We start from the raw sequence: 19,716 nt of genomic DNA on the forward strand, positions 1-19,716 counted from the left end.
CCATGTTTGAGACGCATGGCACACATTCGTATGCCCTCTTTATTCACCCCGGATGATCTGGTTAACCTTGTTCCGGGATATGAAACTCGCTGGGGGGCACATGAAGTTTTTGCCACGTTTGCTGAGCCGCATCATCCGTGCGGGCACGCTCACCCTTACCACACCGAATGGAAGGGTGCACGAATTCCGGGGCTCCGCCCCCGGGCCGCATGTGAAGCTGCGGATCACTGACCCGTCTCTGGACTGGAAGATCTTCTTCAGCCCCGAGCTTGCCGGTGCCGAGGCCTATATGGACGGCACGCTGATCGTGGAGGATGGCGACGCCTACTCCCTGCTTCAGCTTATCTTTCTCAACAAGGGCGACTTCGACAATTCGCCCGGCCAGCGCTTCTGGTACGCCATCGGCCTCGCGTTCCGCCGCTACCTGCAATACAATCCGCTGTCGAAGGCCAAGAAGAACGCAGGCCACCACTACAATACCGGCAATGATTTCTACCGGATGTGGCTGGACGAGGACATGCAGTATTCCTGCGCCTACTTCCCCACCGGGCAGGAGACGCTGGAGCAGGCGCAGGTGCTCAAGAAGCGCCACATTGCCGCCAAGCTGGGCCTCGCCCCCGGGCAGAAGGTGCTCGACATCGGCTGCGGCTGGGGCGGCATGGCGCTCTATCTCGCCGCCGTGGCCGATGTGGAGGTAACCGGTGTCACCCTCGCCGAGGAGCAGCTGAAGATCGCCCAGGCCCGCGCGAAGGCCGCCGGCCTCGAGGACCGGGTGACATTCGAGCTGCGCGATTACCGCAACATCACGGAGACCTATGACCGGGTGGTGTCGGTCGGCATGCTGGAACATGTCGGGGTGACGCACCTCGGCGAGTATTTCCGCAAGGTGCAGGATGTGCTGAAGCCCGATGGCGTGGCGCTGATCCATTCGATCTCCAGCCGCACTCCGCCGAGCGTCACCGGGCCGTTCCTGCGCAAGTACATCTTCCCCGGCGGCTATGCGCCCTCGGTGTCCGAGGCCATGCGCAGTGTCGAGGAATCCGGGCTCTGGCTGCTCGACTCGGAGATCTGGCGCGTGCATTATGCCCCGACCCTGATGCACTGGCGGCAGCGCTTCATGGCCAGGCGGGACGAGGCGGTGGCACGGTATGACGAGCGGTTTGCGCGCATGTGGGAGTTCTATCTCGCGGCCTGCGAATGCGCGTTCCGCTATGGCGACAGCCACGTGTTCCAGTTCCAGCTCGGCCGCGACAGGGCGGCCATGCCGCTGCACCGGGATTACGTGGCCGGCGCCGCGGCAACCCTCGCCGCGCGCGAGGCCGAGGCGATCCCGCGCATCAACGCCGCCACCCGTTCGGTGTTCGGCGAGACCGGGGGCGTGCCCCACCCCGCCGTGGCGGCGGAATTCGAGAACACCTGACCCCATCGCCCCGGGCCGTCCCCGGCCCGGGAGGAGACCGGCATGACCCACCTGCCCTCGCTTGCCGCCGTCGTCCTCGCAGCCGGGCTCTGCGGGCTGATCGCCATCTGGCTGATGCTCCATGTCGGAGCGATGCGGGGCAAGCTGTCCATCTCCATCGGCGATGGCGGCAACCCGGCGATGATCCGCGCCATGCGCCGTCAGGCGAATTTCGTCGAGACCGTGCCGCTCACCCTCGTGCTGATGGTGCTGCTGGCGCTCACCGGCTGGTCCGGGCTGCTGCTCTACGCCATCGGCGCGCTGCTGGTGCTGGGGCGGCTGCTGCACGCGCTGCACTTCACCCGCGCCGAGGCACCGGGCTGGCAGCGCTCGGTCGGCTCCTCGCTCAGCCTCCTGGCAACGCTCGCCGCGTCCCTGTTGCTGCTGGGCACCTGGCTGGGCATGATGACCTGAGACCGCGCTGACCCCGGTACAGGGCATCCCCCACGCCTGCGGCTGCGCCTCTCGAGGACGGGAACGCGCGCCCCGCCTGCCGCGCTCCCCCGCCCGGCCCGCGCGCCTGCCGGCGCCAGCCATCCGGCCGCGGCCGGGCCATCCGGCCCCGGCGATGTCCGCTTGCCGCGTCACGCGGTCCGGCCCGCGGGCCGGATGCGTGCGTGCCCCCGGCGGCGCCGGCTTCCGGCGCGCGCCCTCGCCCTGCAGCCCGCCCGAAAGTCTCCATGCCTGCGGCCCGTGCGGTGCAGCGAGGCCTTGACCCTTCCGTCAATTCCATGCCTCCTGCGGGCATGACAGCAGCGCTCGAACCCCTCTGCGCCCAGCTTCTCGACGCGGCCCGAAAGGCCGGCGCGGAGGCTGCGGACGCCATCGCCCTTTCCGGAGAAACCCTCTCCGTTGACCTTCACAAAGCCGCCCTCGACCATGCCGAGCGGGCCGAGGGCATCGACATCGGCCTGAGAGTGCTGATCGGGCGGAGGCAGGCTTGCGTCTCCTCCTCCGACACCCGGGCCGAGACCATCGCCGCCCTTGCGGAGCGGGCCGTGGCCATGGCCCGCGAGGCCCCGGAGGACCCCTGGATCGGCCTCGCCGAACCCGGGGAACTCGCCACCGGCTGGGACCTGGCCGCGCTGGAGATGGATGACGGCGCCGAGGGCCCCGGCCCCGAGTGGCTGGAGGACCAGGGCCGGCAGCTCGAGGCCGCGGCCTTCCAGGTGCCCGGCGTGACCCAGGTTCAGGGCGCGGGCGCCGGCTGGGGCCGCACCCATGTGCACCTGGCCGCCACCAACGGATTTTCCGGCGGATATTCGCGCAGCTCCACCTCGCTGCACTGCACCGCCATCGCCGGCGAAGGGCTGGGCATGGAGCGCGATTACGCCGCGGAATCCCGGGTGTTCGCCGCCGACATGCCCGATGCCGCCGGCATCGGGCGCCTCGCGGGGGAGCGCGCCGTCGCCAACCTGGGCGCCACGAAACCGCCCACCGGCGCCTATCCGGTGCTGTTCGACGAGCGCATCGCCGGCAGCCTCATCGGCCATCTCGTCGCCGCGGTGAACGGGGCTTCCGTGGCGCGCGGATCAAGCTGGCTGGCGGACGGGATCGACACCCGGATCCTGCCCGAGGGCATGGACCTGATCGAGGATCCCCTGCGCACGCGCACCTCCGGCTCGCGCCCCTTCGACGCCGAGGGGCTGAGCGCGCGCCCGCGCTTCATGGTGCGCGACGGGGTGCTGACCGGCTGGACGCTGGACCTTGCCACCGGCCGACAGCTCGGCATGCCCAGCACGGCAAGCGCCGCGCGCGGCGTGGGCAGCGCGCCGTCGCCGAGCACCGGGAATCTCGTGCTCACCCCCGGAACCCGCAGCCGGGCGGAGCTCCTCCGCGAGATGGGCACCGGGCTGCTCGTCACCTCGATGATCGGCGCATCGATCAACCCCACCACGGGCGATTACTCGCGCGGCGCCTCCGGCTTCTGGGTGGAGAACGGCGAGATCGTGCGCCCGGTGAACGAATGCACCGTGGCGGGGAACCTGCGCCGCATGCTCGCCACGCTGGTGCCGGCGAACGACGCGCGCCAGCACCTCTCGCGGGTGATCCCCAGCCTGCTGGTGGAGGGGCTCACGATTGCCGGAGGATGAGGATCTCGCGCTCATAACCGAGGCGGCGCTGGCCGCCGGCGAGATTGCGGCCCGGCATTTCCGCTCCGACATCGAGACCTGGGACAAGGGCGGTGGCCAGGGCCCGGTGTCGGAAGCCGACCTGGAGATCGACGCCTTCCTGCGCAGCATGCTGCTGGAGCGCCGGCCGGACTATGGCTGGCTCAGCGAGGAGACGGAGGACGAGCCCACCCGCCTGTCGCGCCGCCGGGTGTTCATCGTCGACCCGATCGACGGCACCCGGGCCTTCATCGCCGGCCAGCCGACCTTCTCGCATTCCATCGCCATCGCCGAGGAGGGCGAGGTGGTGGCCGGCGTCGTGCACCTGCCGATGAAAAGCCGCACCTTCGCGGCCACCCGGGGCGGCGGCGCCACGCTCAACGGCGCGGCCATCGCCCCCTCCTCACGGGTGGAGGTGGAGGGCGCGCGGGTGCTGTGCACTTCCGCCAGCATGGCGCCACCGCTCTGGCGCGACGACACCCCGCCGGTGGTGGACCGGCACTTCCGCTCCTCGCTGGCCTACCGGCTCTGCCTCGTGGCCCAGGGCCGGTTCGACGCGATGCTGACCCTGCGCGACGCCTGGGAATGGGACGTGGCCGCGGGCGACCTCATCGCCCGCGAGGCCGGCGCCCTGGTCGAGACCGCCCGCCACCAGCGCGCGCGCTACAACAACCCCCGCCCCCTGCTGCCGGGAATGGTGGCCGCCGGCCCGGGGCTGATGCCGGGGCTGATGGCACGCCTTTGACGCAGATTCTCCCGCTTCCGCCGCCACCGCTCCGAGCATGGTTGCGGGGCGTTTACCCTTGCGTGGCACCCTGGGCGGCGCGCGTGTGCCGGATCGGCGGCGCACCGGGGGCGGGCCCCTCCTGAATCCTCTCCGCCGGGTCCGCCGCGCCGTGGTAGACTGCCCCGGTCCACCGCCCCTCCCCGGCCGTGGCGGCGGACCGGACTTGCGTTGTGCGCGGCTTCCTGTTCAGGGGGGCTGCAATGGCTGACCTTCAATTGACCTCCGCGCATGCGGAGGTATTGTGCACCGCGATAGTCAGAAAGGACGTCCAATGGTTCAGCGCCTGCATCTGGTCTTCGGGGGCGAGCTCGTCGATCCCCAGTCCACCCAGTTCGCCAATGTCGACGAGATCGATGTCGTCGGGATCTTCCCCAACTACGCTGCGGCCTACAACGCCTGGAAAGCCAAGGCCCAGGCCACCGTGGACAGCGCGCAGACGCGCTATTTCATCGCGCATCTGCACCGGCTGCGCGACGAGGAAACCGCGTCCAGCCCGACCGCGAAACTGGGCTGATCCGTGCTCGCCGCAGCGCTGCGCGCGATGCGGGGCTCCGCTTCGGCACGAAGGTTCGGAGCGGCGTTGGCGGTGGGATACATCTCGCTGTGCCGCCGCACCGGCCGGTGGGAGATCATCGGAGAGGACACGCGGGAGCTGCTCAGTTCCGGCCGCGGCCGTTTCGTGCTGGCCCTCTGGCACGGGCGCCTCATGATGCTGCCCACCGAAATGCGCGACAATGTCATTGTCCGCGCCATCATCTCGCGCAACACTGACGGGGAGTTCATCTCCGGGCTGGTCGACCGCTACGGCATCCGCACCATCCGCGGTTCCACGCGCGACCGCCGCAAGCCGGGGCTGGACAAGGGAGGCCGCGCCGCGTTCCTGGCCGGGCTCCATGCCCTGAAGGAGGAGCAGGACGTGATCCTCGTCCTCACCCCGGACGGCCCGCGCGGCCCGCGCATGCGCTGCCAGAACGGGGTGGCGACCCTGTCCGTGATGTCCGGCGTGCCGGTGGTGCCCTGGTCCTTCTCGGCCAGCCGCGGGCGCTTCCTGCGCAGCTGGGACCGGTTCATGCTGGTGCTGCCCTTCTCGCGCGGGGTGATCGCCTTCGGTGCGCCCATTCCGCCGCCGGCCGACCGCACGGCCGAGGCCATCGAGGCGCACCGGCTGCGCATCGAGGCCGAGATCACCGCTCTCACCCGGGCCGCCGACGCGCAGGTCGGCCGGGTGACACCCGTACCGGGGCCCGCGCCGAAATGACACCGCCGCTGCTGTCGCTCTACCTGTTCCTGTCCGGCCGGCTCGGGCCCGTGGCCCGGCTGTGGCTGAAGCGGCGGGCCCGCCGCGGCAAGGAGGATCCGGCGCGCATGGGCGAGCGGCTGGGCATCCCCTCCGCGCCGCGCCCCGACGGGCGGCTGGTGTGGTTCCATGCCGCCAGCGTGGGCGAATCGCTGTCGATCCTCGAACTGGTGTCGCGCATCCGCGCCGCCCGGCCGGACCTGCGCTTTCTCGTCACCACGGGCACCGTCACCTCCGCGCAGCTGATGACCCGGCGCCTGCCGCCCGGGGCGGTGCACCAGTATGCCCCGATCGACCTGGTGCCCGGCCTGCGCAGCTTCCTCGGCCACTGGCGGCCTGACCTCGCGATCTGGATCGAGAGCGAGATCTGGCCCGCCGCGATCATCGAGACCAACCGCGCCCGGGTGCCGCTGCTGCTGGTGAACGCCCGCATGTCGGAGCGCTCGGCCCGGGGCTGGCGCCGCGCGCCGCTGATGATCGGCCGGCTGCTCGGCCTGTTCAGCGCCATCTACGCGCAGGACAAGACCACCGCCCGCAACCTCACCGCCCTCGGCGCGCGTGACGTGAAGGTGACCGGCACGCTGAAGGAGGGCTCCGCCCCCCTGCCGCATGACGATGCCGAACGCCAGCGCATGGCCGCGCAGTTCGAGGGCCGGCAGCTCTGGGTCGCCGCCTCCACCCACGAGGGTGAGGAGGAGATCGTCGCCGAGGCGCATCGCGCCGTGCGACGGCAGAACCCGCGCGCCATCCTCATCCTGGTGCCCCGCCATCCGGAGCGCGGCCCGGCCATCGCCGAGGCACTGCGCGCGGCCGGCTGGCAGGTGGTCCGGCGCGGCGCGGGCGAAACGCCGGACCATGACACCCAGATCTACCTCGCCGACACGCTGGGCGAACTGGGCCTGTGGTACCGGCTCTCCAGCGTCTCCTTCATCGGCGGATCGCTGGTGCCGGTGGGCGGGCACAACCCGTTCGAACCCGCCGCCCTGGGCTCCGCCATCATCCACGGCCCGCATGTGCGGAATTTCGGAGACGGGTTCGACCGGCTGCGCGCCGTCCATGCCGCCATCGCGGTGCAGGACGCGGACACGCTGGCCGAGGCGGTGTGCGAGGCGCTGGAGCCGGCCGAGGCCGCGCGCATGGCCGCGGCCGCCTGGGACCTGTTCAGCGCCGGCGCCGAGGTGACGGACCGTGTGGTGGCGGAGCTGCGCCCCTACCTGCCGGCCCCGGCGCCATGAGAACGCCGTCCTTCTGGTACGGGCCGCGCGGCCTGCTGGCCTCCCTGCTCGCCCCCCTCGGCGCGATCTACGCCGCGGCCACCGCCCGACGGCTGCGCCGGCCCGGCCAGCGCATGGCCGTGCCGGTGATCTGCGTGGGCAACATCAATGCCGGGGGCACCGGAAAGACCCCCACCGTGATCGCGCTGGCGGAGCGGCTGAGCGCCGCCGGGCACCGGCCGCACGTGGTCTCGCGCGGGCATGGCGGGCGCGTCGCGGGGCCGGTGCAGGTGGATTTCACCCGGCATGCGGCCGAGGACGTGGGCGATGAGCCGCTGCTCATCGCCGCCTTCGCGCCGACCTGGGTGGCGCGGGACCGCGCCGCCGGCGCCCGGGCCGCGGTCTCCGCCGGTGCGGGGGTGATCCTGCTCGACGACGGGTTCCAGAACCCAGCCGTCGCCAAGGACCTCAGCATCGTGGTTGTCGACGCGGTGGCCGGTTTCGGCAACGGGCTGTGCATTCCTGCCGGGCCGCTGCGCGAGCCGGTGGCGACCGGGCTGGCCCGGGCCGACCTGGTGCTGGCCATCGGCTCGCCGCGTGCCTGCGACAGCCTGCTGGCCGCCTGGCCGGAGCTGGACGGCACGCCGCTGATCACCGGGCGCATCCAGCCCCGCGCCACCGGCACGAGCTGGACGGGGCAGCGCGTGGTGGCCTTCGCCGGCATCGGCCACCCCGAGAAGTTCTTCGCCACCCTGCGCGGGCTGGGCGCCGATCTCGTGGCCACGCACGGCTTTCCGGACCATGCGCCCTACACCTCCGCCGCCCTCACCCGGCTGGAACGCGAGGCGCGGCAGCTGGAGGCGATGCTGGTGACCACCGACAAGGACGCCGTGCGCCTGCCGGCGGAGTTCCGCGGCAAGGCGCTGCCGCTGCCGATCTCGCTCGCATTCCGGTCTCCGGAGCGGATTGACGGCATGCTCAACAGTCTGTTTCCACAGAAACAGTAATGGCCTTATTTGTGCCGCAATTCGGCCCGGGTTGCGCCATGTTTTGGTTAACGATTGCGCGTGGGGATGGGGACCCAAGCATTCGGGTGCGGGAGAGTTGAGGGGCTCTTCCCCCGGCAAGCCTCCATTGTCGATGCCGCTTCCGCGATTCTGACCCGCGGCACACGCACGACACGGCCGCGAACGCTGCGCCTGGCGCAGCGCTTCGCGGCCGCCCGCGTGCGTGCGGGCGGCATTCCGCGTCGGACGGTGGGAAGCCCGCGCGTCAGGCCGCGGCGGTCGCCTCGGCCAGAACCAGCTCCACAATGTCGGTCATGATGCGGTTGAGTTCGAAATCCTTCGGGGTGTAGATCCGCGCCACGCCGCAGGCGCGCAGCTCCGCCGCGTCGGCCTCCGGGATGATCCCGCCGGCCACCACGGGCACATCGTCGAGCCCGGCGGCCCGCATGCGCTCCATCACGTCGCGGATCAGCGGCAGGTGCGAGCCGGAGAGGATCGACAGGCCCACCACATGCGCGCCTTCCTCCAGCGCGGTGTTCACGATCTGCGCCGGGGTGAGGCGGATACCCTCGTAGACCACCTCCATGCCGCAGTCGCGCGCACGCACGGCGATCTGCTCCGCCCCGTTGGAATGCCCGTCCAGGCCGGGCTTGCCGACCACGAACTTGATGCGCCGGCCCAGCCGCCGCGACGCGGTCTCCACCAGCCCGCGCAGTTCCGCGAGACTGTCGCCGCCGGTGTTCGCCGCCTTGCCCACGCCGGTGGGCGCGCGGTATTCGCCGAAGACCTCGCGCATCGCGGCCCCCCATTCCCCGGTGGTCACCCCGGCCTTCGCCGCGGCGATGGAGGGCGGCATGATGTTCTCGCCCGCCCGGGCCGCCGCCTTCAGCGCCGAGAGCGCGGCCGCCACCGCGGCGGCGTCGCGCTCCGCCCGCCAGGCCTGCAGCCGCGCCACCTGGCCCGCCTCCTGCTCCGGGTCGACCACGAGGATGCCGCCCTCCCCGGCGGTGAGCGGCGAAGGCTCGGTGCCCACGTAGCGGTTCACCCCGACGACGACGGTTTCCCCCGCCTCGATCCGCCCCAGCCGGGCGGAGTTCGCCTCCACCAGCGCGGCCTTCATGTAGTCGATCGCCGATACCGCGCCGCCCATCTCGTCGATCCGGGCCAGCTCGGCGCGCGCGCCCTGCTTCAGCGCCTCCACCCGGGCCTCCACGGCCGGGTTCCCGTCAAACAGGTCGCCGTACTCCAGCAGGTCGGTCTCGTAGGCGAGGATCTGCTGCATCCGGAGCGACCATTGCTGGTCCCAGGGGCGCGGCAGGCCCAGCGCCTCGTTCCAGGCCGGAAGCTGCACCGCCCGGGCGCGCGCGTTCTTCGACAGGGTGACGGCCAGCATCTCCAGCAGGATGCGGTAGACGTTGTTCTCCGGCTGCTGCTCGGTGAGGCCGAGGGAGTTCACCTGCACGCCGTAGCGGAAGCGCCGGGCCTTCGGGTCCTCCACGCCGTAGCGGGTGGCGCAGATCTCGTCCCACAGGTCGACGAAGGCGCGCATCTTGCACATCTCGGTCACGAAGCGGATGCCGGCATTCACGAAGAAGGAGATGCGCTGCACCACCTTCGGGAAATCCTCCTCCGGCACCTGGCCGCGCACTTCGTCGAGCACGGCGCAAGCGGTGGCGAGCGCGAAGGCCAGCTCCTGCTCCGGCGTCGCGCCCGCCTCCTGCAGGTGGTAGGAGCACACGTTCATCGGGTTCCACTTCGGCACCTCGGTGTAGCAGTAGCGCGCGATGTCGCCGATCAGCTTCAGCGAGGGCGCGGGCGGGAACACGTAGGTGCCGCGCGAGAGGTATTCCTTGATGATGTCGTTCTGCACCGTGCCCTGGAGGGCGGCCAGGTCGGCGCCCTGCTCCTCGGCCACGGCGATGTAGAGCGCCAGCAGCCAGGCGGCGGTGGCGTTGATGGTCATCGAGGTGTTCATCTGGTCGAGCGGGATGTCCGCGAAGAGCGTGCGCATGTCGCCGATGTGGCTCACCGGCACGCCCACCTTGCCCACCTCGCCGCGCGCCAGCAGGTCGTCGCTGTCATACCCGGTCTGGGTGGGCAGGTCGAAGGCCACGGAGAGCCCGGTCTGCCCCTTCGCGAGATTGGCGCGGTAGAGCGCGTTCGAGGCCTCGGCCGTGGAATGGCCGGCATAGGTGCGGAACAGCCAGGGTCTGTCAGTCGCCATCGTCGGATCCTCTCCCATACCGTCACGAACAGCCTGTGCGTTTGGCTGATTCGGGTCCATGCTGCATGCGCTGGCATCCGGATATTCCGCAGCGCAGCGCAGGCTACCGGAAATAATCTGTCCTGATTGATATAACTTTGGAACTTTCCTTGCGCAACGATCTTTCTTTCGGAGCGCGGAATTCGGCTTGCGCGACAAGTCTTGAAATGTAATGACCCATTTGCGCTATTGTACGACTGATTGTTGCGCAGCCATCGCCGGCTGCCCCAGAGAACGGCAGGAGGAAAGACGCATGCCCCCGATGCAAGACGCCATGTCCCGGCCCACCGGCACCGCACCGCACAAGGACCTGTACCGGGTGGGCGAGATCCCGCCTCTGGGCCACGTGCCGGCCCGGATGCACGCCTGGGCCATCCGGCAGGATCGCCACGGCGAGCCCGACACCGCGATGCAGCTCGAAGTGGTGGACACCCCCACCCCCGACGCCAGCGAGGTGCTGGTGTTCGTGATGGCCGCCGGGGTGAACTACAACGGCGTCTGGGCCGCGCTCGGCATCCCCATCAGCCCGTTCGACGGCCACAAGGCGCCCTATCACATCGCCGGGTCCGACGCGGCCGGCGTGGTCTGGGCCGTGGGCGACAAGGTCACCCGCTGGAAGGTGGGCGACGAGGTGGTCATCCACTGCAACCAGGATGACGGCGACGACGAGGAGTGCAACGGCGGCGATCCGATGTTCTCCCCCTCCCAGCGCATCTGGGGCTACGAGACGCCGGACGGCTCCTTCGCCCAGTTCACCTGCGTGCAGTCGCGCCAGCTCATGCGCCGTCCCGCCCACCTCACCTGGGAGGAGAGCGCGTGCTACACGCTCACCCTCGCCACCGCCTACCGCATGCTGTTCGGCCACAAGCCGCACATCCTCCAGCCGGGAGACAACGTGCTGGTCTGGGGCGCGTCGGGGGGCCTGGGCTCCTACGCCGTGCAGCTCATCGCCACCGCGGGCGCGAACGCCATCGGCGTGATCTCGGAGGAGGACAAGCGCGAGTTCGTGCTCTCCCTCGGCGCCAAGGGCGTGATCAACCGCAAGGACTTCAAGTGCTGGGGGCAGCTCCCCACCGTGAACACGGAGGAGTACAAGGCCTGGTTCGGCGAGGTGCGCAAGTTCGGCAAGGCGATCTGGGACGTCACCGGCAAGGGCGTGAACGTGGACATGGTGTTCGAGCATCCCGGGGAGTCGACCTTCCCGGTCTCCACCTTCGTGGTCAAGCGCGGCGGCATGGTGGTGATCTGCGCCGGCACCACCGGCTTCAACCTCACCATGGACGCGCGCTACATCTGGATGCACCAGAAGCGCATCCAGGGCAGCCATTTCGCCAATCTCAAGCAGGCCTCCGCGGCCAACAACCTGATGTGCGAACGCCGGCTGGACCCCTGCATGTCCGAGGTCTTCCCCTGGGACCAGATCCCCGCCGCGCACATGAAGATGCGACGCAACGAGCACAAGCCGGGCAACATGGCGGTGCTCGTCTCCTCCCCCGCCCCGGGGTTGCGCACCTTCGAGGACGCGGTGGAACTCAGCCTCGCTCCGGCCTGAGTCGCGGTGCGAATCATCCCTCCACGGGCCGGCGGCAGGCCGGCCCGTTTCCCCTCGCAAGGCAGACCAGTCCCTTGCGCCCGGCCCGCCTCGCAGATCCGGGGGAGTGCAGACGGCGCGTTCCCGAAAATCCCGTTTCGTGATAGTTTTAAATTAATCACACATTAACTTTTGTTAAAGAGACTCCACCATGACGCAGAAATGGATGATCGACGTACTTCTGGACCTCAGCCAGTGCGCACGGGAGAACAATTACTCCGCGCTCGGGGAAGTATTGGATGATGCCATTTTCATAGCCGCCGCCGAGTTCCGGCAGCGGAGAGCCGCGTCGGGCACAGGTGGGGCGGATGACGCGCAAGCTGGAAACCGTACTGGAGACATTGAAGGCCATTCACTGCCCTGAGGGCCTGCAGGCCTTCGTGGAGGACCTGCGCGGGGTCTACGATGTCGAACATGTCGTCTACCATGCCCTGAACATCGCCGGGTCTCCCTATGCCGCGCTCACCTATCGCAATGACTGGGTGGACCGCTATGTCGAGGAGGACCTGGCGCGCGTCGACCCGGTGATCCAGACCGCCACGCGCCGGTTTCACCCGCTGGACTGGAAGCGCCTGGACTGGAGCGCCCCGGGCGCCCGGGCCATGCTGGCCGACGGCATCGCCAACGGGCTGGGCAACCAGGGCTACACCCTGCCGGTCCGCGGGCCCCGCGGCCAGTTCGCGCTGTTCACCGTGAACGCCGCCGCCGGTGACCGCACATGGGACCAGTTCACCGCCGATTTCGGCCAGGACCTGCTGCTGATCTCGCATTTCATCCACCAGAAGGTGCTGGAGATCGAGGCGGTGGATGACAAGGCCCCGGGCCGCGACCTCTCCCCCCGGGAACGCGACACGCTGCACTTCCTCGCCCTGGGGTATGCGCGCGCGCAGATCGCCGAGCGGCTGGGCATCTCCGAGCACACGCTGCGCGTTTACGTGGACAGCGCGCGCGTCAAGCTCGGCGCGCTGAACGCCACGCAGGCGGTGGCCGTGGCGGTCTCCGCCGGGATCATCTTCCCCTGACCCCATCGCGAAACGGTGCGCGGCACGCCCGCGCAGCGCGCGTTGCCCGGGCGGCGGCGGAGCGCGCGGTCGCGCGGCCTTAACCCTGTTTCAGCCAGCGTTCGGCAGTCGCAACCTGCCGAGGGCGCCCCGATGATCCGATATGTCCGTGCCGATGACCTGCCCCGTTTCCCGCGTCTCGCCGAGACGATGTTCCGCGACCGGGCCATCCAGTTCCGCCACCGGCTGGGCTGGGATGTCTCGATCGACGATCTCGGGGCGGAGCGCGACGCCTATGATGCGCAGAACCCGATCTACGCCATATGGCAGCGGCCTGACGGCAGCCACGGCGGCTCGATGCGCATCCTGCCCACCACCGGGCGCACCATGATCAACGACCACTTCCTGCACCTGAACGGCGGGGTGCGGATCAGCGACCCGCAGGTCTGGGAATGCACCCGCTTCTGCCTCTCCCCTTCCGCGATGCGCCGCCCGCGCGAGGCCGCGCTGATCCCGGCGGCCCTGATGCTGGCGGGCTGCGAACTGGGCCTGCGCTTCGGCCTCGCCCGGGCGGTGGGGGTGTTCGACGCGCGGATGATCCGCATCTACCGCAGCCTCGGCTGGTCGCCGGAGATCCTGGGGCGCGAGGGCAGCGGGCCCGCCTCGGTCGCCGTCGGGCTCTGGCCCATCGACCGGCGGAGCCGCGCGGCCATCTCCGCCCGCTCGGGCCTGCCGGAATGCCTGGCGGCGGAATGGTTCGGCCTGTCCTTTCCGCAGCTTTCGGCTGCCTCCATCGCGGCGGAATGACGGCGGCCCGCGCCCGGCCCGGCGGATGTCCCGGGCCGGGCGCGCGGCGGAATTCCCCTCCGGGGCTGGCCGAACCGCGCCGCCCCGGCTAATACTGCCGGGGCGCGCAATTCCCCGGAGCCCAGATGCAGTTTTCCCCCGACCAGGCGGCCGCCTATGACGCCATCGCCGAGCGCCTCGCCGCAGCGGGGGTCGACCTCGCCAACGGCACGACCACTCCGGCCCGCGAGGACGCGGCGCGCGGGGTTCTGGCCGTGCTCGGCAAGGCGGGCTCCGGCAAGACGCTGCTGCTCGCCGAACTGGTGAAGGAGCTGATCGGCGCCGGCGTGCAGGCCGTCTCCGCGGACTGGGAGGGCCGGCGCAAGCAGGACCGGCGCACCTTCGCCGTGCTCGCCCCCACCAACAAGGCCGCCTCCGTGCTGCGCAACCGCGGCGTTCCGGCCACCACCATCCACCGCATCCTCTACACCCCGGTCTATGACCCGGAGTACGAACGCATCGCCGAATGGCTGGCCGGCGAGGGCGAACGCCCGGTGATCGAGGGGCTGACGGACGAGGCGCTGGACCGCGCGCACGCCTTCTACCAGCTCAACCCCTCCATCCCCGGGGCGCTGGCCACCGCCGGCCTGCGCGGCTCGGATTTCATCACCGGCTGGAAGCGCCGGGAGGACCCGCTGGACATCGGGCTGATCGACGAGAGCTCCATGCTCGACGACCGGCAGATGGAGGACCTCGGCGAGATCTTCTCCACCCTGCTGCTGTTCGGCGACCCGGCGCAGCTTGCGCCGGTGGGCCAGTCCGGCTCCATGGCCTTCGACAGCCTGCCCGCCGGCCGCCAGCTCATCCTGTCGCGCGTCCACCGTCAGGCGGCGGACAACCCGATCCTCGACCTCGCCCATGCGCTGGCCGACGACAGCCTGCGCTTCGACCAGTTCGAGCGCATGATCGAGGACGCCGCCGCCCGCGACGACCGGGTGCGGGTGAGCCCGCGGGTGGACGCGGCCCTCATGTCGCGCTCTCCCGTGCTGGTGTGGCGCAACGCCACGCGCATCCGGCTCATCAACGCCTTCCGCGGCGCCTATGAGGCCCCGGAGGACGCGCTGCTGCCCGGCGAGCCGCTGATCTGCGACGGGATCGAGCTGCCGCTGAAACACCGCAAGAAGCGCATCGACCTGGAGGCCCGCGGCCTGATCAAGGGCGCGCAGGTGATCTACCTCGGCGCCGGGCGCAAGCCGGGGTTCTCGCGCCTCCACGTGGTGGGCGCGGAGGACCCGCGGGTGAACGCCGCCTGCATCGTCCAGATCGAGAAACCGGGGGAGGAGGAGCCCTTCATTCCCTTCGCCGCGCGCATGGGCGCCACCTTCCTGCACGGCGCGGCGGTGACCATCCACAAGGCGCAAGGCTCGCAGTGGCGCGACGTGCAGGTGTTCGCGCCCGATCTCTTCGCCGCCGCGCAATCGGGCCGCGCGGAGGCCGGCATCCCGCTGTGGAAGCGCCTCGCCTACGTGGCCATCACCCGCGCCGAGGAGCGGCTGCACTGGGTGACGCGCTACATGCTGGCGCGCCCGTCCGGGCCGCTGGGCATCGAGGACCTGCCGGCCCCCACGCCGCAGCTGGACCTCACGTCCCCGGAGCTCTGAGCAGCGCGGCGAGCTGCGCGGTCACTGCCTCCGGGCGCTCCAGCGAGGCGATGTGCCCGCAGCCCGGCAGCTCGGCGAACACCGCCCCCGGCAGCGCCGCCAGCCCCGCGTGCAGGCGCGGCGGGCAGATCCGGTCCTCCGCCCCCACCAGCACCCGCAGCGGAACCCGCGCCACCTCCGCCCGCCCCGAGAGCCGCGGCAGCATGTCGGCCCGTCCGTCCAGCGCCCGGGACTGGGCGTGGTAGACCGGCTCCGGCACCGCGGACATGGCCGCGGCCATCTGCGGCCCCAGCCGGACGGCGGCCTCCGCGTCATGGGCGAAGAACTTCGCCACGAAGGGCCGCACGAAGGCCTCCGTCCCCCGGTCGCGCACCAGCGCCTGCTGGCCGGCGCGCCACGCCTGCTCCACGGGCCGGGCGGCGAAAGGGTCCGTGTCCATCACACAGACGCCCGCCAGACGCTCCGGCGCGCGGGCCAGCACCTCCAGCGCCACCATGCCGCCGAGCGAGAGGCCGGCCAGCGCGAAACGTTCCGGCGCCCCGGCCAGCAACCGCTCCGCCATGGCGGCGGTGCTGTCATCGCGGGTGATGTCGGCGATGGCGATGTCCCCGCCGAGCGCTGCCACCTGCGGGGCGTAGAGCCAGGCGCCGCACAGGTGCCCGGGCACGAGGATCAGCCGCATGTCGCCTCCAGTGCCGCGAAGGCGGCGGATGGCACGGTGAGCACCGGGCGCGAGACCATCGCCGCCACCGGCGCCATGGAGCTCTGCCCCAGTGCCACGGTGTGCGCGCCGCTTGCTCCGGTTGCCGCCGAGACCTCGGCGAGATAGCCGTCCACGTCTCCGGCCAGGAACCGCGCCCAGGCCTCCGGCAGGGCCACCAGCCGCAGGCCGGGCCGGGGGCCGTAGAGCGCGCGCGCCGCCGCCATGGTGGAGGGCGCGGCGAGGATCACGTCCAGCGTGCCGCCCCGGGCCAGCGCCGCGCGGGCCAGGGCATGGTCTGCCGCCAGCGCCGGGGGCCGGGCCGCCGCGGCGAGGCTGGAGCAGGTGAGCAGCACCGCGTCCGCCCCCTCCGCCAGCCCGCCCAGAAGCGCCTGCACCTCCGCCAGCAGGCCCGCGTCCGACCCCTGCCCCGCGCGGGCCAGCAGGTCCGGCCGGACGGTGTGGCGCAGGCGGAACGCCCCCGGCGCGGCAGCCTCGTAGAGCGCCACGTTGCTCTGTGCCGTGTGCAGGCAGGCCACGATCATCCGAACTGCTCCGCCCGGATGCGGTAGAGCATGTGCCGGCGCAGCGGGCCGGAGGCCACGGCCGGGTGGTCGAAATCCTCGCCCGGGTCGCGCCGCATGCCCAGCCGCTGCATCACCCGCTCGGAGGGGCGGTTGGGCAGGGCGGTGAAGGCCACGATCTCCGCCAGCTCGCGCACCCGGAAGCCCCAGCCCAGCATGGCGCGCGCCGCCTCCGTGGCATAGCCCTGCCCCCAGGCGGCCCGGGCGAAGCGCCAGCCCACCTCCACGAAGGGCCCGAGCGGCGCGAAGGCGCCCACCGCCAGCCCCGCCATGCCGAGGAAGGCGTTGTCCTCGCGGCGGATCACCGGCATGAAGCACATGCCGTCGCGCTCCATGCGCACGTGCTGGCGGGCGATGGCGGCATCGCTCTGGTCGCGGGTGAGGGGGGCGGGGAAGTGGCGCATCACCTCCGGGTCCGCGTTCAGCGCGGCGAAGGGGGCATGGTCCTCCACCCGCCACATGCGCAGGATCAGCCGTTCGGTGCCGAGGTGGAAGCGCCCCACGATGCTCATGCGCCGCCCTTTCGCCCGGACGTGCGGCTGCGCTCCAGCGACAGGCGCATCTGCGCGATCTCCTCGCGCGAGCGCGAGCGCTCCAGCGCATGCATCGCCTGCTCGATGTAGCCCAGATGTGCCTCCACCGCGGCCCGGGCGGCGGTGGGGTCGCGCGCCAGGACGGCGGTGAGGATGGCGCGGTGCTGGCCCAGCAGCTCGTCGCGCGTGGCGCGCACGGAAAACAACACCTGCCGGTTGTAGAAGACGCCCCGGCGCAGCAGGTCGAACATCGAGCGCATCATGTGCAGCATCACCACGTTATGGGCCGCCTCCACGATGGACATGTGGAAATCGGCGTCCAGGGCCGCCTCCTCCTCCGGGTTGCGCTTGTCATGCGCGGCTTCCATGCGCGCGAAGATGGCCGAGATCACCGCGTGATCGGCCTCCGATCCGTGGCGGGCGGCACGGTCGGCGGCCAGCCCCTCCAGGTCGCGCCGGAAGGAGAGATAGTCGAACAGCGCCGCGTCATGGGTGGCGAAGAGCTCGATCAGCGGCGGCGCGAAGGCCGAGCCCAGCACCTCGGCCACGAACACCCCGGAGCCCGGGCGGGTGACCACAAGCCCCCGGCCCTCCAGCTCCGCCAGCGCGGCACGCAGCGAGGGGCGGGACACGGCAAGCTGCTCGGAAAGCTCCCGCTCCGCCGGCAGGCGCGCGCCGGGGCGCAGGATGCCGCGCAGGATCAGCTCCTCGATCTGGCGGCGCACGGCCTCGGACACCTTCTCCGGCACGATCTTGCGAAACGGCATCCTGCCCTCCTTCTTCGCCCCGGAAAATGGACGAGCGGCGGCCCGGCGGCAAGACCGCATTCCACCGGGCGCGGAGGAGGCGCGCCCCGTGCGCATCCCCGGCCCGGCCCGCAAGCGCAGCGGCGGCGATTGCACGGCGCTTCGGCCCGGACCACCCGCGGTCCGGAGCACACGGCCGGCCATGCTGCCCGCCGAACGGGCCCCGTCCCAGCGGATCTTCGGGGCCACCGGCCCCGCGATGCATTGAATTCACCGCCCCCGGCCCTAAAGTCGCGGCGAACCCGGAGGTCCCCCGATGCGCTATTTCCCGATGTTTCTCGATACGCGCGGCCGCACCGTGCTGCTGGCCGGCGGCGGTGAGCAGATGGCCCAGAAGGCGCGGCTGCTCACCCGCACCGAGGCGCGCATCGAGATCATGGCGCCCGGGATCGACGCCGAACTCGCCGCGCACGTGGCCTCGGGCCGCGCCAGCCGGGTGGAGAAGGTCTATGACGAGCCGGCCATCGACCGGGCGGCCCTGCTCTTCGCGGCCTCCGGCTGCTGCGGAATCGACGCGATGATCGCCGCCCGGGGGCGCGAGACCGGCGCGCTGGTGAACGTGGTGGACCGCCCGGCGCTTTGCGACGCCATCACCCCGGCGCTGGTGGACCGCGACCCGCTCATCGTCGCCATCGGCACGGAGGGCGCCGCCCCGGTCATGGCGCGCGAGGTGAAGACCCGGCTCGAGACCATGCTGGAACCCGAGCTCGGCGGGCTGGTCGCGCTGGCCGGCCGGCTGCGCGAGACGGTGGCGGAGAGCGTGCCGCTCCTGGGCCGGCGCGCCTTCTGGGAGTGGGTGTTCGACGGGCCGCCGCGGCGCCTGTGGCAGGAGGGCCTGGCGGCGGAGGCCGAGGCGGCAATCCGCGCGCGCGCGGCCGAGGGCGGGGCCGGCGGCGCGGCCACGCTCGTCTCGCTCATCGCGCTGCCGGAGGAGGTGGACCTGCTGCCGCTGCGCGCCGTGCAGCGCCTGCAATCGGCCGGGATCGTGCTGCACCCGCCGGGGCTGGGCGCGGAGGCACTGGAACTCGCCCGGCGCGACGCGGAACGCGCCACGCTGGCGACAGATGGCGTGGACAGGGTGGTGGACCAGGTGCGCGCCGCCTGCGCGGACCATGCACGCATCGTGCTGTTGCTGCCGGTGGGGGAGCCCTCCTCCCCCGCCCTGCGCGCGGCACTGGAGGCCGAGGGGCTGGCCTGCGAGCCGCTGCCCGGCACGGGCTGAGCGGGGCGTTCCCGGGCGACGATGCCGCCGCCCGGAACACGGCTCACTGCGTCGCGGGGATGATGTAGACCTCGACCCGGCGGTTGCGCGCGCGGCCCGACGGCGTGTCGTTGCTGGCAATCGGGTCGGTCTCGCCCATGCCGGCGCTCTCGATGCGCGCGGAGTTCACGTTGCGGCGCACGAGGGCATTGGCCACGGCCCGCGCCCGGCGCTCGGACAGGCGCTGGTTGTAATCGTCCGCGCCGGTGCTGTCGGTATGGCCGATCACGTCGATGTAGCTCGACGGATACTCGTTGAGGCTCTGCGCCAGCTGGTTGATGGCGCCACGGCTCTCCGGCTTCAGCGCGACACTGTCGGTGTCGAACGTGATGCCGTCCGGCAGGCTCACGAGCAGGCGGTCGTTCTCGCGCGTGACGGTGGCACCGGTGTTGGCCATGTCCTGGCGCAGGTCCTTCTCCTGCTGATCGAGGTAATTGCCCACGCCGGCGCCGACGAGCAGGCCGATGCCCGCACCGACCAGCGCGTTCCGGCGGTCATCGCCGCCCACCAGAAGGCCGCCGAGCGCACCCGCGGCGGAGCCGATCGCGGCGCCCCCGATGATGTTGCGGCTCGCGCTGCCGTCTTCCGTACAGCCGCTTGCCACCAGCATCGCAGCCACACATGTTCCGGCGAGAAGATGTTTCATTACGCTTTC

At 71.3% G+C, this 19,716-nt stretch carries 20 protein-coding genes; 14 read left to right on the top strand and 6 right to left on the bottom strand.

Going from position 1 to position 19,716, the window contains the following annotated elements:
• Nucleotides 1–100: 100 nt before the first annotated feature.
• From FDP22_RS03485 to lpxK, 8 genes are all read left to right on the top strand, one after another.
• Nucleotides 101–1,420, top strand: coding sequence for an SAM-dependent methyltransferase (locus FDP22_RS03485; RefSeq protein ID WP_138577475.1), 1,320 nt, complete (start codon nucleotides 101–103; stop codon nucleotides 1,418–1,420).
• A gap of 42 nt (nucleotides 1,421–1,462) precedes the next feature.
• Nucleotides 1,463–1,873 (top strand): MAPEG family protein, encoded by a 411-nt coding sequence (locus FDP22_RS03490; RefSeq protein ID WP_138577473.1) that lies wholly within the window; start codon nucleotides 1,463–1,465, stop codon nucleotides 1,871–1,873.
• Between the two features lie 332 nt (nucleotides 1,874–2,205).
• On the top strand, nucleotides 2,206–3,552 hold the full coding sequence (locus FDP22_RS03495; RefSeq protein WP_138577471.1) for a TldD/PmbA family protein: 1,347 nt from the start codon (nucleotides 2,206–2,208) through the stop codon (nucleotides 3,550–3,552).
• The gene (locus FDP22_RS03500; RefSeq protein ID WP_138577469.1) at nucleotides 3,539–4,315 is read left to right on the top strand and encodes a 3'(2'),5'-bisphosphate nucleotidase CysQ; all 777 of its coding nucleotides are present in this window, start codon (nucleotides 3,539–3,541) and stop codon (nucleotides 4,313–4,315) included. The genes FDP22_RS03495 and FDP22_RS03500 overlap by 14 nt, the downstream gene beginning before the upstream one ends.
• 313 nt (nucleotides 4,316–4,628) lie before the next feature.
• On the top strand, nucleotides 4,629–4,871 hold the full coding sequence (locus FDP22_RS03505) for a DUF4170 domain-containing protein (RefSeq protein ID WP_138577467.1): 243 nt from the start codon (nucleotides 4,629–4,631) through the stop codon (nucleotides 4,869–4,871).
• A 72-nt stretch (nucleotides 4,872–4,943) separates the two neighbouring features.
• The gene (locus tag FDP22_RS03510) at nucleotides 4,944–5,615 is read left to right on the top strand and encodes a lysophospholipid acyltransferase family protein (RefSeq protein WP_239031919.1); all 672 of its coding nucleotides are present in this window, start codon (nucleotides 4,944–4,946) and stop codon (nucleotides 5,613–5,615) included.
• The gene (locus FDP22_RS03515; RefSeq protein WP_138577463.1) at nucleotides 5,612–6,889 is read left to right on the top strand and encodes a 3-deoxy-D-manno-octulosonic acid transferase; all 1,278 of its coding nucleotides are present in this window, start codon (nucleotides 5,612–5,614) and stop codon (nucleotides 6,887–6,889) included. The genes FDP22_RS03510 and FDP22_RS03515 overlap by 4 nt, the downstream gene beginning before the upstream one ends.
• The gene (gene lpxK, locus FDP22_RS03520) at nucleotides 6,886–7,875 is read left to right on the top strand and encodes a tetraacyldisaccharide 4'-kinase (protein ID WP_138577461.1); all 990 of its coding nucleotides are present in this window, start codon (nucleotides 6,886–6,888) and stop codon (nucleotides 7,873–7,875) included. Before FDP22_RS03515 ends, lpxK begins: the two co-directional genes overlap by 4 nt.
• 265 nt (nucleotides 7,876–8,140) lie before the next feature.
• Here the strand turns inward: lpxK and FDP22_RS03525 are convergent, their stop codons facing one another.
• Complete coding sequence (locus FDP22_RS03525; protein ID WP_138577459.1) at nucleotides 8,141–10,099, bottom strand: protein meaA; 1,959 nt, start codon at nucleotides 10,097–10,099, stop codon at nucleotides 8,141–8,143.
• A 301-nt stretch (nucleotides 10,100–10,400) separates the two neighbouring features.
• Here FDP22_RS03525 and ccrA point away from each other — a divergent pair, with 301 nt between their 5' ends.
• The 5 genes from ccrA (at nucleotide 10,401) to FDP22_RS03550 (ending at nucleotide 15,177) form a co-directional block, all read left to right on the top strand.
• Complete coding sequence (ccrA, locus tag FDP22_RS03530; RefSeq protein WP_138577662.1) at nucleotides 10,401–11,690, top strand: crotonyl-CoA carboxylase/reductase; 1,290 nt, start codon at nucleotides 10,401–10,403, stop codon at nucleotides 11,688–11,690.
• A 190-nt stretch (nucleotides 11,691–11,880) separates the two neighbouring features.
• Entirely contained in the window at nucleotides 11,881–12,093 is a 213-nt protein-coding gene (locus FDP22_RS03535; protein WP_143972241.1) for a hypothetical protein, read from the top strand.
• Nucleotides 12,038–12,751, top strand: coding sequence for a helix-turn-helix transcriptional regulator (locus tag FDP22_RS03540; RefSeq protein WP_138577457.1), 714 nt, complete (start codon nucleotides 12,038–12,040; stop codon nucleotides 12,749–12,751). Before FDP22_RS03535 ends, FDP22_RS03540 begins: the two co-directional genes overlap by 56 nt.
• Before the next feature lie 132 nt (nucleotides 12,752–12,883).
• Nucleotides 12,884–13,537, top strand: a complete 654-nt coding sequence (locus FDP22_RS03545) for an acyl-homoserine-lactone synthase (RefSeq protein ID WP_138577455.1) — start codon at nucleotides 12,884–12,886, stop codon at nucleotides 13,535–13,537.
• A gap of 125 nt (nucleotides 13,538–13,662) precedes the next feature.
• A complete protein-coding gene (locus tag FDP22_RS03550; RefSeq protein WP_138577453.1) occupies nucleotides 13,663–15,177 on the top strand; it encodes an AAA family ATPase in 1,515 nt (504 codons plus the stop codon).
• Here FDP22_RS03550 and FDP22_RS03555 read toward each other — a convergent pair.
• The 4 genes from FDP22_RS03555 to FDP22_RS03570 are packed head-to-tail and all read right to left on the bottom strand — an operon-like array spanning nucleotide 15,158 to nucleotide 17,761.
• The gene (locus FDP22_RS03555) at nucleotides 15,158–15,859 is read right to left on the bottom strand and encodes an alpha/beta fold hydrolase (RefSeq protein ID WP_138577451.1); all 702 of its coding nucleotides are present in this window, start codon (nucleotides 15,857–15,859) and stop codon (nucleotides 15,158–15,160) included. The genes FDP22_RS03550 and FDP22_RS03555 overlap by 20 nt on opposite strands.
• The gene (locus FDP22_RS03560; RefSeq protein WP_138577449.1) at nucleotides 15,850–16,422 is read right to left on the bottom strand and encodes an Asp/Glu racemase; all 573 of its coding nucleotides are present in this window, start codon (nucleotides 16,420–16,422) and stop codon (nucleotides 15,850–15,852) included. Before FDP22_RS03560 ends, FDP22_RS03555 begins: the two co-directional genes overlap by 10 nt.
• Complete coding sequence (locus tag FDP22_RS03565; RefSeq protein ID WP_138577447.1) at nucleotides 16,419–16,973, bottom strand: GNAT family N-acetyltransferase; 555 nt, start codon at nucleotides 16,971–16,973, stop codon at nucleotides 16,419–16,421. The genes FDP22_RS03560 and FDP22_RS03565 overlap by 4 nt, the downstream gene beginning before the upstream one ends.
• Entirely contained in the window at nucleotides 16,970–17,761 is a 792-nt protein-coding gene (locus FDP22_RS03570; protein WP_138577445.1) for an FCD domain-containing protein, read from the bottom strand. The genes FDP22_RS03565 and FDP22_RS03570 overlap by 4 nt, the downstream gene beginning before the upstream one ends.
• A 295-nt stretch (nucleotides 17,762–18,056) precedes the next feature.
• On the opposite strand from FDP22_RS03570, the gene FDP22_RS03575 reads away from it, so the two are divergent.
• Nucleotides 18,057–19,022 carry a siroheme synthase gene (locus tag FDP22_RS03575; RefSeq protein ID WP_138577443.1) on the top strand — a complete coding sequence of 322 codons (966 nt, stop codon included), beginning with the start codon at nucleotides 18,057–18,059 and terminating at the stop codon, nucleotides 19,020–19,022.
• A 43-nt stretch (nucleotides 19,023–19,065) separates the two neighbouring features.
• Here FDP22_RS03575 and FDP22_RS03580 read toward each other — a convergent pair whose 3' ends face one another.
• Nucleotides 19,066–19,707, bottom strand: coding sequence for a YiaD family glycine zipper/OmpA-like lipoprotein (locus FDP22_RS03580; RefSeq protein ID WP_138577441.1), 642 nt, complete (start codon nucleotides 19,705–19,707; stop codon nucleotides 19,066–19,068).
• Between the last annotated feature and the right edge of the window lie 9 nt (nucleotides 19,708–19,716).

This window comes from Paroceanicella profunda (assembly GCF_005887635.2).
Lineage (GTDB): Bacteria > Pseudomonadota > Alphaproteobacteria > Rhodobacterales > Rhodobacteraceae > Paroceanicella > Paroceanicella profunda.

Coding starts and splice junctions, on each gene's coding strand:
- FDP22_RS03485 (WP_138577475.1), top strand. CDS start 101: ATGAAGTTTTTGCCACGTTTGCTGAGCCGCATCATCCGTGCGGGCACG.
- FDP22_RS03490 (WP_138577473.1), top strand. CDS start 1,463: ATGACCCACCTGCCCTCGCTTGCCGCCGTCGTCCTCGCAGCCGGGCTC.
- ccrA (WP_138577662.1), top strand. CDS start 10,401: ATGCAAGACGCCATGTCCCGGCCCACCGGCACCGCACCGCACAAGGAC.
- FDP22_RS03570 (WP_138577445.1), bottom strand. CDS start 17,761: ATGCCGTTTCGCAAGATCGTGCCGGAGAAGGTGTCCGAGGCCGTGCGC.
- FDP22_RS03550 (WP_138577453.1), top strand. CDS start 13,663: ATGCAGTTTTCCCCCGACCAGGCGGCCGCCTATGACGCCATCGCCGAG.
- FDP22_RS03560 (WP_138577449.1), bottom strand. CDS start 16,422: ATGATCGTGGCCTGCCTGCACACGGCACAGAGCAACGTGGCGCTCTAC.
- FDP22_RS03555 (WP_138577451.1), bottom strand. CDS start 15,859: ATGCGGCTGATCCTCGTGCCCGGGCACCTGTGCGGCGCCTGGCTCTAC.
- FDP22_RS03505 (WP_138577467.1), top strand. CDS start 4,629: ATGGTTCAGCGCCTGCATCTGGTCTTCGGGGGCGAGCTCGTCGATCCC.
- FDP22_RS03495 (WP_138577471.1), top strand. CDS start 2,206: ATGACAGCAGCGCTCGAACCCCTCTGCGCCCAGCTTCTCGACGCGGCC.
- FDP22_RS03535 (WP_143972241.1), top strand. CDS start 11,881: ATGACGCAGAAATGGATGATCGACGTACTTCTGGACCTCAGCCAGTGC.
- lpxK (WP_138577461.1), top strand. CDS start 6,886: ATGAGAACGCCGTCCTTCTGGTACGGGCCGCGCGGCCTGCTGGCCTCC.
- FDP22_RS03515 (WP_138577463.1), top strand. CDS start 5,612: ATGACACCGCCGCTGCTGTCGCTCTACCTGTTCCTGTCCGGCCGGCTC.
- FDP22_RS03525 (WP_138577459.1), bottom strand. CDS start 10,099: ATGGCGACTGACAGACCCTGGCTGTTCCGCACCTATGCCGGCCATTCC.
- FDP22_RS03575 (WP_138577443.1), top strand. CDS start 18,057: ATGCGCTATTTCCCGATGTTTCTCGATACGCGCGGCCGCACCGTGCTG.
- FDP22_RS03580 (WP_138577441.1), bottom strand. CDS start 19,707: ATGAAACATCTTCTCGCCGGAACATGTGTGGCTGCGATGCTGGTGGCA.
- FDP22_RS03540 (WP_138577457.1), top strand. CDS start 12,038: ATGACGCGCAAGCTGGAAACCGTACTGGAGACATTGAAGGCCATTCAC.
- FDP22_RS03565 (WP_138577447.1), bottom strand. CDS start 16,973: ATGAGCATCGTGGGGCGCTTCCACCTCGGCACCGAACGGCTGATCCTG.
- FDP22_RS03545 (WP_138577455.1), top strand. CDS start 12,884: ATGATCCGATATGTCCGTGCCGATGACCTGCCCCGTTTCCCGCGTCTC.